General features: G+C 63.2%; 13 protein-coding genes. 4 read left to right on the top strand and 9 right to left on the bottom strand.

Translation table 11 applies throughout. The features are described 5' to 3' along the window. Positions 1-14 precede the first annotated feature (14 nt). From AC56QQ_RS15590 to AC56QQ_RS15550, 9 genes are all read right to left on the bottom strand, one after another. Complete coding sequence (locus AC56QQ_RS15590) at positions 15-773, bottom strand: FkbM family methyltransferase (RefSeq protein WP_497128392.1); 759 nt, start codon at positions 771-773, stop codon at positions 15-17. Then, positions 770-2002 (bottom strand): hypothetical protein, encoded by a 1233-nt coding sequence (locus AC56QQ_RS15585; protein ID WP_497128390.1) that lies wholly within the window; start codon positions 2000-2002, stop codon positions 770-772. Before AC56QQ_RS15585 ends, AC56QQ_RS15590 begins: the two co-directional genes overlap by 4 nt. A gap of 18 nt (positions 2003-2020) precedes the next feature. Beyond that, positions 2021-3451: an aspartate aminotransferase family protein gene (locus tag AC56QQ_RS15580; RefSeq protein WP_497129021.1), complete on the bottom strand. Its 1431-nt coding sequence runs from the start codon at positions 3449-3451 to the stop codon at positions 2021-2023. A gap of 105 nt (positions 3452-3556) precedes the next feature. Next, a complete protein-coding gene (locus AC56QQ_RS15575) occupies positions 3557-4564 on the bottom strand; it encodes an NAD-dependent epimerase/dehydratase family protein (protein ID WP_497128387.1) in 1008 nt (335 codons plus the stop codon). After that, positions 4561-4992 carry an EamA family transporter gene (locus tag AC56QQ_RS15570; protein WP_091575504.1) on the bottom strand — a complete coding sequence of 144 codons (432 nt, stop codon included), beginning with the start codon at positions 4990-4992 and terminating at the stop codon, positions 4561-4563. Before AC56QQ_RS15570 ends, AC56QQ_RS15575 begins: the two co-directional genes overlap by 4 nt. A 124-nt stretch (positions 4993-5116) precedes the next feature. Further along, positions 5117-6469 (bottom strand): FAD-binding oxidoreductase, encoded by a 1353-nt coding sequence (locus tag AC56QQ_RS15565; RefSeq protein WP_497128384.1) that lies wholly within the window; start codon positions 6467-6469, stop codon positions 5117-5119. A gap of 2 nt (positions 6470-6471) precedes the next feature. Next, on the bottom strand, positions 6472-7905 hold the full coding sequence (locus AC56QQ_RS15560; RefSeq protein WP_497128381.1) for a UbiA family prenyltransferase: 1434 nt from the start codon (positions 7903-7905) through the stop codon (positions 6472-6474). A gap of 228 nt (positions 7906-8133) precedes the next feature. Next, on the bottom strand, positions 8134-8397 hold the full coding sequence (locus tag AC56QQ_RS15555) for a hypothetical protein (protein WP_269906300.1): 264 nt from the start codon (positions 8395-8397) through the stop codon (positions 8134-8136). A 220-nt stretch (positions 8398-8617) separates the two neighbouring features. After that, positions 8618-11107: a mechanosensitive ion channel family protein gene (locus AC56QQ_RS15550; RefSeq protein ID WP_497128378.1), complete on the bottom strand. Its 2490-nt coding sequence runs from the start codon at positions 11105-11107 to the stop codon at positions 8618-8620. Positions 11108-11303: 196 nt separating this feature from the next. On the opposite strand from AC56QQ_RS15550, the gene AC56QQ_RS15545 reads away from it, so the two are divergent. The 4 genes from AC56QQ_RS15545 to AC56QQ_RS15530 all read left to right on the top strand — a co-directional run bounded on the left by AC56QQ_RS15545 (position 11304) and on the right by AC56QQ_RS15530 (position 16520). Continuing rightward, a complete protein-coding gene (locus AC56QQ_RS15545; protein WP_269906303.1) occupies positions 11304-12563 on the top strand; it encodes a sarcosine oxidase subunit beta in 1260 nt (419 codons plus the stop codon). A gap of 90 nt (positions 12564-12653) precedes the next feature. After that, positions 12654-12950 (top strand): sarcosine oxidase subunit delta, encoded by a 297-nt coding sequence (locus AC56QQ_RS15540; protein WP_497128375.1) that lies wholly within the window; start codon positions 12654-12656, stop codon positions 12948-12950. Continuing rightward, positions 12947-15940 carry a sarcosine oxidase subunit alpha gene (locus tag AC56QQ_RS15535; RefSeq protein WP_497128372.1) on the top strand — a complete coding sequence of 998 codons (2994 nt, stop codon included), beginning with the start codon at positions 12947-12949 and terminating at the stop codon, positions 15938-15940. Before AC56QQ_RS15540 ends, AC56QQ_RS15535 begins: the two co-directional genes overlap by 4 nt. Then, the gene (locus AC56QQ_RS15530) at positions 15933-16520 is read left to right on the top strand and encodes a sarcosine oxidase subunit gamma (protein ID WP_497128369.1); all 588 of its coding nucleotides are present in this window, start codon (positions 15933-15935) and stop codon (positions 16518-16520) included. The genes AC56QQ_RS15535 and AC56QQ_RS15530 overlap by 8 nt, the downstream gene beginning before the upstream one ends. Positions 16521-16541: the final 21 nt, after the last annotated feature.

Here is a 16541-nt window from a genome sequence, read left to right as displayed (position 1 = left end):
GGAATCGCTACCCTTCAGGCGAAGGCCCAGATGTCCTCGGCCTGGAAGCCGACCTGGTAGCCCGCGGTCTTCATCTTGACCACGACCTGGCCGATCTCCGCTGCCGGCAGCGCGCCGACCTCGACCTTGATCATGCCTGGACGATAGCGCTTGAGGTCGAGCTGTTCGAAGACGATCCAATCGGCGCCCTCGCAATCGACGAGGAAGGCGTCGATGTGGGTGATGCCGTTGCGGTCGAGCAATGTCTGCAGCGTTTCCGACGGCACCTCGATATCCCTGAGATGCGGTGCGAACTTGTTGAAGTTGGCGTCGGCCTCGCCCCAGGCATTCTTGCCCGACATCAGATTGGTGTCGGTGACCGACGAGCAGCCTATGAACTCGATGGGCAGCGTACCCGCCTCGAGCGCGGCGGCATCGAAGGTATGGACGGTGATCGTCCCCTTCGTCTTGGTGACAGCCACCGGCTCGATGATAAACCGGCTCGTGTCGGGATAGTTGGCGCGCAGTCGTTTCTGATTATAGGGGATCGGCTCAACCAGCACGGCGCGAGCGCCAGCAATCCTGTGCAGCCATGGCGTGACGTCGTCGAACAGCGCACCGTCGCAGGCCCCGACATTGACCATCTGGAACGGCCGTCCCGCCCCATTGAGGCGCGCCTTCAGCGCCGCCTTGGCCAGGAACTTTGTCCCGCGCAGCGACGGCCCCCGATCGAGTACGCCCTCGGGAAGACCAAGCGACAGGGCAATGCGCGCCAGGCTGGATACGGAACTCATGACTTGTCTCCAGGAATGACGTGCAAGGCGGCGCGCTGCTGGCCACGGGCCACTGTCGCCCACAGTGCCATCAGCGGCGTCGCCAGCAGCAGGAATGGCGGGACCAGATGCGGGAAATAGATGCGGGTGTCGTGAATCGGGAAGACGACGAACTTCGCCAGCGCGCCGAGCACCAGCGCCGCAAACAGGATGCCTGCACGACGGTCGAGGCGGAAGCCGGCGCGGCCGGCCGCATACCAGCCGGCCAGTGCGAGCACCGACACGCCGACCCAGCTGTTCAGGCTGACCGCGCGCAGCAGCGACGTGGCAAACGCCCGGAGATAGGCTGTGACCGAAAATGGCGGCTCGAACCCGTCCATGTTGTAATGCTGCTCGATGCTGGAGAACCACAGATGCGGCCACCAGCCGGGATGATGGGCCCAGTGCGAGATGGCGAAATAGGCGACGAAGGAAGCCGCAAAGCCGGCCAGCGCGCCCCATGCCTTCTGCCGGAACGCGACCAACAGCACCGCGAAAATAGCCAGGAAAACTATAGTGTCCGGCCGCGCCATGAAGGCGAGGAAGAGCAGGACCGCGGTTGCCACCTCGTGGCCCCGGACATAGGCGTAGAGCCCGCCGAGAAACAGCGCCGAACACAACAGATCGGGCGTCGAGGCACGCGCCGCATCGCCGAAATCGGCCATGATCAGCACAGCGCCGACCACAGGCGCCAACGCCAATGCCTTCTGCGAGCGCAGCCAGAGCAAGGCGATCGCGCCGAACAGCAAGACGGAGAACACCGAGACGAGCCGCATCGCCTCGACCGGCGACATCACAGAACTCATCGTCGACAGGATCTCGGCGTAGAGGAACTTGATCCGGTACATGCCAAGCAGCGAGTGGAAGTCGGCGGCATTTTCCGTCATGTGGCTGCGGAAGCCGCCGCCATCATCGGTCAACGTCTTGTAATCGGCGGCCGAAACACCTGATTTGACAGTGTTGTAGGCGTAGTCATGCAGCGCCTGCGCATCGGGATAGCTGCCTTCCTCTGATATGGCGAGATAGGGCAGCATGTCCCAGTTGGCGTCGGGCATCACCCATGCCGTAAACGCCGTCAAAAGAATATAGAGCGCGAAGGCCGCCGCGCCGATCGGCGCGGCCAGCCGCGCATAAGTCCCCTCGCCCCACGCCAGACCGGCCTCGGTGAGCCGGTCGAGCGGGTTTTTCGCGGTGGGAGATTTGGTCAGCATTGCTCAGCGAACTTCTATCTAGCGGACTTGGCTTTTGACGAAATCCTTCACGATCGACACGATGCCGCGCGACAGCAGGCTGTCGAAGGCATCGACGAAGCGGTCGACATGCTCGCGCTGGCAGATCAGCGGTGGCTCGAGCCGGATGACGTTGCGATTGTATTCGGTGAAGGCAACGAGCACGTCATAGTCGCGCAAGAGCAGCGCGCCGACGAAGCCCGACAGGGAGCCCTTCAGCTTGTCGTCGAGCACGCTGACGATCGGGCGCAGCACCATCGGCAAGGTTTGCGAGAAGTCGTGGAACTCCAGGCCGACCATGAGGCCCTTGCCGCGCACGTCCTTGATGATCTTCGGGTACTTCTCCTTCAGTGCCTGCAGCCGCTGCAGCAGATAGTCGCCGGTGACGGCGGCGTTGTCGATCAACCCCTCGTCATACAGCACGTTGAGCGCCTCGATCGAGGTGACACAGGCCTCGCCCATGCCACCGAAAGTCGCCATCGCATGGATCATTGCCGTCTTCGGCGTGCCATAGGCCTTCATGTAGACCTCGCGCCGGGCAATCATCGCGCCGACCGCCGCCTTGCCGCCGCCAAGCGACTTGGCCAGAGCCGTCACATCGGGAATCACGCCGTAATGCTCGAAGGCATAGAAGCGGCCCGAGCGGCCATAGCCGCACTGCACTTCGTCGGCGACCCACAGCACGCCATACTGGTCGCACAGGGCGCGCAGCTTCTGCCAGTATTCGGCGGGCGCCTGGATGATGCCACCACCGCCCTGGATGGTTTCGAGCACGATGACGCCGACCTCCGGGTCGGAGCGGAACAGGCGCTCGACCGCCTCGATGTCGGCAAAGGGAATACGGACCGTGTTGTCCGCCATCTTGAAGTCGGCGCGATAGAGCTGGCCGTCCGTAATGCCCAGCACGCCCTTGGTCTTACCGTGGAAGGAATTCTCGGCATAGACGATTTTCGGCCGCTTCGGGCCGGCGGCGCGCTCGGCAAGCTTCACCGCGGCTTCCATGGCTTCGGAGCCGGACGAACCGAGGAACACCATGTCGAGATCGCCCGGCGAGCATTTGGCAATGTTGTGCGCAAGTGCCGCCGCATATTGCGACATGAAGGCGATGGCGATTTCCTGCCGCTTCTCCTCCTGGAATCTTTTCCGCGCCTCCAGGATACGCGGATGGTTATGGCCGAAGGCCAGGGAACCGAAACCGCCGAAGAAGTCTAGGATCTTGCGGCCATTCTGGTCGATGTAGAACATGCCTTCGGCGCGCTCGATCTTGATCTTGTGGAAGCCGAGCAGCTTCATGAAATGCAGCTGGCCAGGATTGAGATGCGCCTTGAACAGGTCGGTCATGCGCGCGACATCCATCGACTTGGCCTGCTCGACGCTGATCAGGTCGGGCTTGGCTATGGTGGCGGGCGACAGCGCCGGCGCGCTGACCATGGTGCGCGCATTCGTCTGTTCGGGCTTGGCCATGACGGTCATTTCAATCTCCTGTCTGCGCGCACGAGCAGGATCGTGCGCCACGAAAGCTGTTTTGCGAGCCCGCTATTCGGCGGGCACATGTTTGGCGGCGACAGCGTGACCGGCCTTCTTGGCGCGGTACTCGCTGTAGGCGGCGATCAGCATGTCCTCGTCGCGATACTGCGGCACCCAGCCGAGCTGGCGTCCGGCCTTGGAGACGTCGAGCACGCACTCCTCGTCGGCGATCAGATATTGCTCCGGGTCCATGATCGGCATGTTCATGAGATCGAGCAGGTCGAGCGTGCGCTTGACCGCCCAGCCCGGCGTGGGCAGCAGGATCGACTTCGAGCCGGCATGCCGGATCAGATCGCCGAGCAGTTTCTTCACCGGCGGCGGGTTGAGCGAGCCGAGATTATAGGCTTCGTTTGGCACGCCGGCCTTCCAGGCCGCGCGGGCAGCTTCCGCACAATCGAAAACAGAGATGAACTGATACGGGTTGCGGCCCGAACCGATCATCGGCACGGGCAGATTCCAGTCGATCAGCTTGAACAGCTTTTCCAGGATGCCGAGCCGGCCGGGGCCGATGATCAGGCGCGGGCGAAACAGCGAGATCGACATGCCGCGCTTGCGCCATTCGGCGGCCAGTTCCTCGGTCTTCTGCTTCGACCAGCCATACTCGCCAAGCGGCGCGACCGGGTGCTCTTCGGTCATCGGCTGCGTGACCGTGTGGCCGTAGATCATGTCGGTCGTATAGTGGACGAGCTTGGGTGCGCCGGCTCTGTCCATGGCCTGCATGATGTGCTCGGTGCCATGGAAATTGACTGGAAAGAAGAAATCGTGCCGCTTGGCGCGCACCTGGATCGGCGACAGCATCTTGGCCGACAAATTGTAGACCATGTCGTCCGGCTTGATGCCGACACAGGCCACCGAGGCAGCCTCGGTCACGTCGCACTGGACGAAACGGACGGTGCGATAGTGCGGCAGGTCGCTCTTGACGATGTCGGCGACGACAACCTCCTCACCATCGGCCACAAGCTTCGGGGCAAGGTGGCGGCCGACGAAACCGTCGCCGCCGAAAATCACATGTCTCATCGAACGGTCTCGCTGTGAATCTTGTCGGACGAAAGGGAAGCCGTTTCCTCGTCATGCCCGCGCCCACTTTGCGCGATCAGCACCGTGCCGACGCAGATGCAGGCGATGCCGGCGATGCGCCAGCCATTGAGATCCTCGCGGAAGACGAAATAAGCGAAGATGGCGACGGCGACATAGGCGAGGCTGAGGAACGGATAGGCGAAGGAAAGCTCGACCTTGGACAGTACATAGAGGTGCGAGGCCATCGAGATGACGAAGGTGCACAGGCCAAGGAACACCCAGGGGCTGAAGACGATCTGCAACAGTTTGATGAGCGGGTTGACGCCTTCGAACGAGATCGGCCCGAGCGACATCATGCCTTGCTTCAGCATCAGCTGCGCCGCGGCATTGGTCATGACCGTAAAGAGAATGAAGACGATGTATTTCATGTTTTCCAAGCCACCCCTTCACGTTTCCTATTACAAACCCGCGAATATTTCGTGAAGTCAAAAGAGTTTTTTGAGTGAACCGCAGTATTATCGATATGCTAACCAAGATTGTTTCAAATTCTATCTATTCCGCGGCTTCGACAGCACCGCGCCGCGTGTCGAGCTTCTTTGCGGTCCGCGCCCAGAAGCTTGACATGAAGGCTGGATCGCGAAGCGCCTCCAGCCGCGGCCATTCAGGAAAGGACGAAGCGAAGATATCGGCGCCCATGCGGGCGTCCTTGTAGGGGTTGACCGCGCCGCCGGCCTCGACCGTGATGCGGTCGAGTTCCCGCAGCAAGGCCAGCGTCGCCGCTCCCCTGTTGGGGAAATCAAGCGTCAGTGTGTAGCCGGGACGCGGGAATGAAAGCAGCGCCGGCGAGCGTACGCTGCCGAAGCGTTTCAGCACGGTGAGGAACGACCCCTGCCCGGCTTGCCTGGCGGCGGCGAGTAGCTCCGGCACCACGGCGCGCGCGGCCGCTTCCGGTATCACGCTCTGGTGCTGGAAAAGCCCTTTCGGCCCGTAAAGCCGGTTCCAGTCGCGCACGCCGTCAAGCGGAAAGAAGAAACTGTGGTAGCCGACCTGGCGCGGCGCCGTCGACCGCCCCTTCTTCCAACGATAGGCGGCGTTGAATGCGGTCAGGAACGGGCGATTGAGCACATTGAACGGCGGCTGGACCGGTATCGAGAGATTGCCGCCGGCACGCGAGGCGGCATGCGAACCGTGCTCGGCATGATTACCGGTGAACAGCAACCCACGGCCGCTGTTGCGACCGCCGGCAAGCTGGTCGATCCAGGCGACCGCGTATTCATTGGCCTGATCAGCGGCCTCGGCCAAGCCGAAGAACTCGCCAAGGTCGCAAAACGGCGTCGCCTTCTCGACGATGTCGAGTGAAGGAACCCGCATCAACCGGATCGAGACCGACAGGATAAGGCCGGTCAGTCCCATGCCGCCGATCGTCGCCCGAAACAACCGCGGATTGTCTGTCGCCGAACAGCGATAGGTCTTTCCATCGGACCGTAGCAGCGTGAAGGTCTCGACATGGCAGCCGAAGGTGCCGCGCCGATGATGGTTCTTGCCATGGACGTCATTGGCGATGGCGCCGCCGAGCGTGACGAATTGCGTGCCCGGAACAACCGCCGGGAAGAAGCCGTATGGCGCGGCGTGGGCGATGATGTCGGAGAGGAGCACGCCGGAGTCCGCCTCGATAAGACCCGTCTCGGCGTTGAAGGCTCGGATACGGTTCAACGACCGCATGTCGACGATCGTGCCGGCCTCGTTCTGGCAGGAATCGCCATAGGAGCGCCCATTGCCATAGGCCAGCAGCGACGCCGGCTCGGCCTGGCCTGCCCTCAGCAGCGCAATGCCATCCTCGGCGCCGATCGCGCGTGGCGCTGGCGGCGTGGCGAGGCCAAAACTCTGGAGCCGTTCGCCAGCCATGCCTACCAGCCCCCGATGACCAGCAGCACCGCGCCGATCAGCACGACGATCTGGCTGCGCCAGTCACGGATGATGAAGACGACCGGGTCGTCATGCATCTCGTCGCGGCGGGCGAGGATCCAGACGCGCATGGTGATATAGAGCACGATCGGCGCCAGCGGCCAGATCAGCCACGGATGCGGATAAAGCTCGCGCACCGAAACACTGTCCATGTAGAGCGCCAGAACCAGCGCCGAGGAGAAGGCCGAGGCCATGCCGGCCTGGGCGACAATCTCCTGGTCCTCGGTGCGATAGCCGCGGCCGGCGATGCGCTCGCCAGGCGGAATGGCGGTGGTGCGCAATTCGACAAAGCGCTTCACCAGCGCCAGCGACAGGAAGAAGAAGATTGAGAAGGCAAGCAGCCAGAACGAGACGTCGACGCCGGTCGCGGCCGCACCCGCCAGGACGCGGATCGTGTAGAGGCCGGCGAGCGTCAGCACGTCGACCAGCAGCATGCGCTTGAACGACAGCGAGTAGGCTGTCGTGACGACCATGTAGCCGCCGAGCACGGCCAGGAATTCCACCGGCAAAAGCAGCGCGGTGCCGATGCCGATCGCCAGAAGCACAACGATCGAGCCAAGGCCGAACGGGATCGACAGGGCGCCGCTCGCAAACGGCCTGTTGCGCTTGGTGACGTGCTTGCGGTCGAGCGCGAGGTCGAAGAAATCGTTGAGGATGTAGATGGCCGACGCCACCGCGCTGAACGAGATGAACGCCAGCAGGCATTCCCAGATCATGTCGGAGTTGAAATATTCGTGCGAGAGCACCATCGGCACCGCGATCAGCGAGTTCTTCAGCCACTGATGGACACGCAGCATCTTGATGATGGTCCGCAATGTCGGCTTCGGTACCGGCATGGTCTCGGCGCCGTGTGCCGCTTGCCAGCGAGCGGCGTGACGGTCGGGCGCCACGACGATCGCGGCGCGCGCGGCATCGAAGACCTGGAGATCGTGACGGCTGTTGCCGGCATAATCGAAACCGCCGTCACCATAGGCCGCGATCAGCGAGGCGCGCTTCTTGCCCGAAGTGAGATTGTCGAGACCGTCGGTTGCCAGCACCCGGTCGAAAATGCCGAGATGGTTCGCGATGGCGTCGGCGAACTTGCGTGGCGTGCCGGTCGCCAGCACGATCCTGCGGCCTTCGGCGTGCTCGGTGCGAATACGGTCGAGTAGCGGCTCGCGATAGGGCAGCGACGCCGGGTCGATGTCGATGCGTTGGGCGATCGCCTGCTTCAGCCGCGCCGGTCCGCTGGCGGCCCAGAAAGGCACGAGGAAAATATAGAGCGGGTTCTTCTTGAGAAGGATGAACAGTCCTTCCCACAACAGGTCGGTCGCGATCAGCGTGCCGTCGAGATCGACCGCAAGCGGTATTGCGTTCCTGTCCGAGCGCGCATCCATGTCCGTCCTGCCCTGCCAGCGTATGATCCGGGAAACCGGAATCTTGTTGCGCGCCGCGTTTCGGCGTCTTGAAAGCTGGTATAGCGGGGGATGGCGTAGCGAACGTTAAAACGTCCGGTTGCAGGCGGCTGCCGCGGCTGTATTTCCGGCGTCATTGTTAAACAACTGCTACCGGAAACGATAAAAGGCCGAGCGAATGCCCGGCCTTTCCTATCATACCGTCGAGACTTACTTGATGCGGGCGACGCCACCCGATATCTCGACCGTTTCAGAACCGGTCAGGGCTTCGAGGTCGCCGTTGGGCAAGGTGACGAAGCAGCCATTGGGGCAGAATTCGACGGTTTCACCAGCGGCCAGCGCGAGGTCGGTCTTGCTGCCGCCCTCCGTCACGACCAGCGTGCGGGTCTCGGCGTCCTTGTTGACCGCGCTCGCGGCATTGGCCGAGCCGATGGCAGCGACCAGGGCGACGGCAGCGACGAGAGACTTCCACATGTTGCAATATCGGTGTTCCCACCGCCTCTGTTGCATTTCGCAAGGCATTTTCGCCTTTGCATGGGAGCTTATATGAGATGGAAGCTGAACCGCAACTGAATGCCGCATTCATGCCGCAATCGGCTTTGGCTTCTCCGACACCGGTTACAGACACGGCGAGACCGACCTTCGCGCCGCGCTGCCCGCGCTGATCGTGAATGGCTGACAGGCAACAAGAAGCCTAGTCGGGATCGGGCTTGCGCACCTTGCGCCCGGTCTTGGCCAGTCGCTTCTTCTCCGCCTCGGCCTCGGCCTTCACCTGTTCCTGTTCGGCGAAGTCGGCCTCGATCTTGTCATCGTCGATCGGCCAGGCCTTGGGCTTCTTGGTCTCGACCACGGCGCGTGGCGTCGAGGGAATTTCGATGTGCTCGTCGTTGAATTTTTCGAGCACGGCGAAGCGGACGTCGTTCTGCACGATGTTGCCGTTCATCACATCGGCCAGGAAAACCCTGATCTCGAATTCGAGCGCGGCCGTGCCAAAATTGGAAAACAGCACGAAGGGTTCGGGGTTCTTCAGCACCAGCGGATGGTTGCGCGCGATCTCCAGCAGGATGGCATGGACCTGCTTGACGTCGCTGCCATAGGCGACGCCGACCTTGATGTCGATGCGGCCGAGCTTGTTGCGATGCGTCCAGTTGCCGACAGAATTGTTGATCAGGTTCGAATTGGGCAAGATCACCGACTGACGCTGGAAGGTCTCGATCTCGGTCGCGCGCACGCTGATCTTCTTGACCGTGCCGCTGACATCCCCGGCCACGATCCAGTCACCGACCTTGAATGGCCGCTCGGCCAGCAGGATCAGGCCTGAGACGAAATTGGACACGACATTCTGCAGGCCAAAGCCGATACCGAGGGAAAGAGCACCGGCGACCAGCGCAAGACTGGACAGGTCGATGCCCGCCGCCGAGATGCCGACGAGCGCCGCAAGGGCAACGCCGGCATAGCCGACCGCCAGCCGGATCGAGTTGCGCACCCCGGTATCGACCTTGCCGCGCGCCATCACCGACCCGTCGAGCCAGCCCTGGAACCAGCGCGTCAGGAAATAGCCGATGATGAAGACGACGATGCCGGAGAGGATGCCGGTGACCGAAATCGTCACCGACCCGATATTGATCCCGGTTGCCAGCTTGTAGGCCCACGCCTGGATGTCGCCCGGCTGGAACCCCCACATCAGCAGGATCAGCGGCAGGAACACCAGCACGATCATCAGGTTGATGGCGACGCTGACGACAAGGCCGAGCTGGTCGAGTGCCGTATCCTCGTAGCTGGAATTGGCCGATAGCCAGCGCCCTACCGAGGTGTTGGCGAAAGCCCCCTCCTCGCCGATCGCCCGCGCCGACAGGAAGCCGATATAGGCAGTGATCAAGGCGGTGCCGGTGACCACGACCTGCAGCGACACGAACAGGGCAAGGCCGATATAGCCAAGCAAGGCCGTTATGATGGTGAACAGACCAAGCGCCAGCGACAGGTAACGCAGCCATGCCGGCCATGGCCGCCAGCTTCCATCGCGCGCCTTGAACGGTCGCAGCATCGCCATCAGGATCAGGATGATGCCGACGATGATTGTGGCGACGAAACTGCGGGCGATGGTCAGCGACAGCGGCGAGCCCATCTTGTCGTTGATGACCGACAGGAAAGTGTTGACGCTGATGACCACGGCCATGGCGGTAGCCAGGCGAACCAGCCAGCGCGCCGGCCCCGTTTCGACCGGGATAAGACGCCAGTTCGGCAGCCGCGGCGATAGCGCCGCATTGGTCAGCCGGTTGACGCAGAACACCACCCCGATGACCGTCGCCAGCGCATTGAGGAAGAGGCCTATGTCGCCGCGCAACACATTGTAATAATTGAAAAAGAAGATGGTCGAACCGAGAAAGGCGCCGACTGCCAGGGTCGGCAGCAATGTCGACCAGAAGGCCACCGACAGGCGGCTGAGGTAGGACGGGTCTTCGTTTGCGGGGTCGGCCTCGAATACCCGCCCGAACAGGCGCCGGCCGCCGACCAGCAGCACCAGCGCCAACCCGAGCGCCACGAAGGTTGCCGCGAGGACGGCCTGGAACTTGAACTTGAAGGCGAAGCTCAGCCAGGACGAAACCGCCTTGTAGAAATTGCCGAACTCGTCACTGGCATCCGAAAAGACCTGCGGGCTTAGCGCATCGGACAGCACATAGCGCTTGGTGAGCAGATTGCGGAACAGCGCGCTGCGCATGTTGCCGATCTTGTCGATCAGTCCGCTGATACGGATCGACAGGTTCTGCGCGGCGGCGACGACCGCGTTGATCTCGGCCTTTTCCGACGCCAGCGCCTGGCGTTCGCCCGTCACTATGTCGGGCTCCTGCGGCTGGCCCGCCGCCGGCGGCGGGCCCAGCACCTCGATGCGATTGTTGATGTCGGTGAGGCGCGAACGGAAAGCCAGCGCACTGGTTAGTGCCGCCCGCGACAGATCCTCCAGTTGCAGACGGATATCCACCAGTGAGGCATCGTCGTCACCGTCCTGCTGTATTTTCTTCTCGAGATCGTCAGTCTTGGCCGTCAGGCCCTGGATGACTTTCTGCTGATCAGTGATCAATCCGGCCGCGCCCTGGCCGAGCGCTTGCGCCATCGCGTCAAACGAAGGCGACGCCGAAACGACGAGCGCGAAAACCAAAACGAGGCGAAGCAATCTCAAAAGCATGATTTGTCGGCGACTCACGGGCGCAAAGAGCAGTTTGAAAGCCTGTCCTTGATAAAGACGGCCATATCATGGGGCAAGCCGTCGCATTGGGTCGTAGCCAAAGGCGTCGGCCAGTCGAAAGGCGATGGCGCAATACTGGCTTTGCGGATGCGGCCTGCCCTATAGTCTGCCGCATCGCCCGAACCGGATGACAATGATGGCAGAGTACTCGGCCTTTTCGCTGCTCGCGAACGCGCTCAAGGGAAACAAGGACTGGAAGCCGGCCTGGCGCAAGCCGGATCCGAAGGCGTCCTATGATGTCATCATCATCGGCGGCGGCGGCCATGGGTTGGCGACAGCTTATTATCTCGCCAAGGAACACGGCATCACCAATGTCGCCGTGCTGGAAAAAGGCTGGCTCGGCTCCGGCAATGTCGGCCGCAACACGACGGCTGTGCGCTCGAACTATCTGCTGCCCGCGAACACCCGATTCTACGAACACTCGATGAAGCTGTGGGAGAACCTGTCGCACGAGCTCAACTACAACGTCATGTTCTCGCAGCGCGGCTGCCTGAACCTGGCGCACACGCCGGCCCAGTTCGACGACTATGCAAGGCGCGGCAATGCCATGCGCCATCTCGGCGTCGACGCCGAATTGATGACGCCAGCGCAGATCAAGCGTCTGATCCCGGCGCTCGATATCTCCGACAGCGCACGCTTCCCGGTGGTCGGCGGCCTGATGCAACGGCGCGCCGGCACCGCCCGCCATGATGCGGTGGCCTGGGGCTATGCGCGCGGCGCCGACCGACGCGGCGTCGACATCATCGAGAATTGCGAGGTCACCGGCTTCCTGCGCGATGGCGACCGCGTCACCGGCGTGTCAACCTCGCGTGGCGACATCCGCGCCAAGAAGGTCGCGGTTGCCGTGGCCGGCAGCACCGGACGCGTCATGCAACTGGCCGGCATCGAGACGATGCCGATCGAGAGCCATGTGCTGCAGGCCTTCGTCACGGAATCGCTGAAGCCCTTCATCGACACCGTCGTGACGTTCGGCATGGGCCATTTCTACATGTCGCAGTCGGACAAGGGCGGCCTTGTCTATGGCGGCGACCTCGACGGCTACAACAGCTACGCCCAGCGCGGCAATCTGCCCATCGTCGACGAAGTGATGAGCGAGATGCTGGCGCTGTTCCCGGGCCTTGCCCGCGTGCGCATGCTGCGCTCCTGGGGCGGCGTCTGCGACATGTCGATGGACGGCTCGCCGATCATCACCACCGGTCCCCTGCCCGGCATGTACCTCAACTGCGGCTGGTGCTATGGCGGCTTCAAGGCGACGCCGGCTTCCGGCTGGTGCTTTGCCTGGACCATTGCCAAGGATCAACCGCACGACTTCAACGCCCCCTTCACGCTCGACCGCTTCCACCGCGGTCTGGTGATCGACGACAAGGGCCAGGGCGCAAACCCGCGGCTGCATTAGACCATGATCCGGAACCGAAGGACCGCGCCAGCGAAAAATGGAAACCCGGCTTTCCGACCGGATCACGGTCAAACAAGAAGATAGAATTCAATGTTGATCACCTGTCCGTATTGCGGCCCTCGCGATGTCATCGAGTTCACCTATCAGGGTGACGGCAACCGCGAGCGCCCCGACCCCGCATCGCAGAATTTCGAAGCGTGGAACGCCTATGTCTACGACCGGCTGAACCCGGCCGGCGACCACAACGAAATCTGGCAGCATTCCGGCGGTTGCCGCGCGCATCTGCGGGTCGTGCGCAACACGCTCACGCATGAGATTTCCAGTGTCGCCTTCGCGCGCGGCGATCACACCTCGAGCGCGCGTCGCAAGACCGAGGGCAAGTCATGAGCCCGCGCCGCACCGACACCGGCGGCCGCATCGACAGGCTGAAAACCATCCGCTTCACCTTTGACGGTGTGGCCTATACCGGCCATGCCGGCGACACGCTGGCATCGGCCCTGTTGGCCAAGGGCATCAGCCTTTTCGGGCGCTCGTTCAAATACCACCGTCCGCGCGGCCTGCTCACCGCTGGCGTTGAGGAGCCCAACGCCCTGGTGACGGTGTTGAGGGGCGAGGTCCGCGAGCCCAACATCCCGGCGACCATGGTCGATATCCATGACGGGCTGGTGGCGATTAGCCAGAACCGTTTTCCGTCGCTGGCCTGGGATATCAACGCCGTCAACCAGCTCGGCGGCAAGCTCCTGTCGGCCGGCTTCTACTACAAGACCTTCATGGGACCGGTGGTCGGTCCGCTGAAGGGTACGCGCTTCTGGATGGTCTGCGAGCATTTCATCCGCCGCGCCGCCGGCCTCGGCAGCGCCGGATCGGCAAAGGACCCGGCCCGCTACGAACGCATGAATGCTTTTTGCGATGTGCTGGTGGTCGGTTCCGGCCCCGCCGGGCTGATGGCCGCCAAGGCCGCCGCCGATCAGGGCGCCCGTGTCATGGTGGCCGATCTCGAGCCGCGTTTCGGCGGCTCGGCCAACTGGTCGGGCGAGACGATTGATGGCGCACCGGCCTCCGATTGGGCGCGGCGCACCGTCGCCCAGCTCGAAGGACGCGACAATGTCCGGCTTTTGCCGCGCACCACGGTCTGGGGCTATTACGACAACAACACGCTTGCCGCGCTCGAGCGGGTCAGCGACCACAAGGAGCAACCCGGCAAGGGCGAGCCGCGCCATCGCTACTGGGCGATCCGCGCCAAGTCTGTTGTTTTGGCCACGGGTGCTTTTGAGCGGCCGCTGGTCTTCCCGGGCAATGACAGGCCGGGCGTGATGCTGGCGCATGCCGCCGAGCGCTATGCCAACGAGTTCGGCGTGCTGCCGGGCGAGCGGATCGCGCTGTTCACCAACAACGACAGCGCCTATCGCGCCGCCCTTGCCCTGAAGAAGGCCGGCGCTCTGATCGTCGCCATCGCCGATGTCCGGCCGGAGCTTTCAGCCGAGATGCGCAAGCTGGCCGAGGAAGTCGAGGCTGAGATCTTTCCCGGCCATGCCGTCGTCGCCACCGAGGGTGGCAGGGCGCTGTCCGGCCTCAAGCTGCAGCGCTTCGATATGGCCAATGGCACACTCACCGGCGATGCACGCAGCATCCACGCCGATTGCCTGCTGATGTCGGGTGGTTGGTCGCCGACCATCCATCTGGCCAGCCAGGCCGGCGCCAAGGCGGAATGGAATGCCGCGCGTCAGGCCTTCCTGCCACCGAAGCCGACACAAAAGTGGATCGGTGCTGGCGCCTTCACCGGCAGCTTTTCGACTGCCGAGGCGATCGCCGAAGGCCGCGCCGCCGGCCTTGCCGCGGCCGGCGGAACAGGCACGCCGATTGCATTGCCCACCGTCGAAGCCGTCCCAGGAGATCCAGACCCGGCGCCGGTTTTTGAAATCCGGGCCAAGGGCAAGAGCTTTGTCGATTTCCAGCACGACGTGACGGCGGAAGATGTGCGGCTGGCGCACCGCGAAGGCTTCGTCTCGGTCGAGCATCTGAAGCGCTACACCACGCTTGGCATGGCGACCGACCAGGGAAAGAGTTCCAATATCCCCGGCCTTGCCATCATGGCCGAAGCGCTGGGCAAGCCGATCCCCGAGGTCGGCACGACGCGCTTCCGGCCGCCTTTTGCACCGGTCTCGATCGGCTCGCTGGCGGCGGAGCGCTTCGGCGACCTGAAGCCCGAGCGGCTGACACCGATGCATGACTGGCATGTCGCCAATGGCGCGACCATGTATTCGGCCGGCCTCTGGTACCGGCCGATGATCTACGGGCTTTCAGGCGAAACGGTCGAGCAGGCCTATGTGCGCGAGGCCAAGGCGACGCGCGAAAGCGCCGGCATTGTCGATGTCTCGACACTGGGCAAGATTGCCGTGCAAGGTCCTGATGCCGCCGCATTCCTCGACCGCGTCTACACCAACATGTTTTCGACGCTGGCGGTCGGCAAGGCGCGCTACGGGCTGATGCTGCGCGAGGACGGCCTCGCCTTTGACGACGGCACCACCTGGCGGCTTGACGAGCAGGATTTCCTGATGACCACCACCACTGCGAACGCCGGCAAGGTGATGCAGCATCTGGAATATTTCCTCGACGTCATCTGGCCGGAGCTGAAAGTCCACGTCACCTCGGTGACCGACGAATGGGCGGGCGCCGCGATTGGCGGGCCGAAGGCCAGGCAGATCCTTGCCGCTTGTGTCACCGGCACGGCAGTCGACAACGCCACCTTGCCCTTCATGGGCATCGTGCGCGGCGAGATATCAGGCGTACCGGTCATGATCTGCCGGCTCTCCTTCTCCGGCGAAATGGCGTTCGAGGTTTATTCCGGCGCCGGCCATGGCACCCATGTCTGGGAAGCGCTGATCGCGGCCGGCAAGCCGTTCGGGCTGGTCACCTACGGGCTCGAGGCGCTGGGCACGATGCGCATCGAGAAGGGCCATGTCACCGGCGCCGAAATCGACGGCCGCACTACGGCGCGCGACCTGCATCTCGACTGGATGCTGTCGAAGAAAAAGCCGTTCATCGGTTCGGCGATGATGGACCGCGAGGGCCTGATTGCGTCTGACCGCCTGGAACTGGTCGGCGTGATCGCACTCGACAATCGGCCACTGAATGGCGGCGCGCACATCGTCGAGGAGATTGACGAGGCCAATCCGCACGGCTCGATCGGCCACATCACCGCTTGTTGCTATTCGCCGGCGTTGGGCAAGCATATCGCGCTCGCCCTGGTCAAGGGCGGCAAGGCGCGGCGCGGCACGCGCGCGCATGTCTCCGATCCCCTGCGCAACCGCTTCGGACCGGTCGAGATCGTCTCCAACCACTTCTTCGATCCGGAAGGGACCCGCATGCATGGTTGAGCGTCAATCGCCCCTTGAGCCGGAGTTTCACGTCGGCTCGCACGGCAATTTCGAGCATGGCGTCGAGATCATCCTGACCGAGACACGGCCGGGTTCGATCGTGCAGCTGGCGGCCTGGCCCGGTGAGGAAAAGGCGCTGATATCAGCCATCCGCACCGTCACCGGGCTTGCGCTGCCCGATGGTGCCGGCGGTGGCTTGAGCGACGGCGTGAAGTCGGTGTTCGGCTTCGCACCGGGAAAATTCACCGTCGCCGACGAAGCCGAAGGACTGGCCGCGGCATTCGCCAAGGTGGTGACCCCGGCCATCGGCACGGTGACTGATCTTTCGCATGGCCGCACCGCCATTCGCATTGCCGGGCCGAAGGCCGAATGGGTGCTGGCGAAGTTCTTCGCCATCGACTTCGCGCTGCCGGCCTTCCCGGTTGGCGCCGGCCGCTCGACCACCCATCACGACGTCTTCGCCCAGATCCAGCGCACCGGCACCGACCAGTTCGACATTTATGTCTTTCGCTCGTTCGCCCGCTCGTTCTGGAAGGCGCTCTGCCACGCCAGCGAGGAAGTCGGCTACGAGGTGCAATAGAGCAATCCCAGGAAAAGTCTG

The sequence above is a fragment of the Mesorhizobium sp. RCAM 05099 genome, from assembly GCF_059683685.1.
This window is presented reverse-complemented; position numbering and strand designations above follow the sequence as displayed.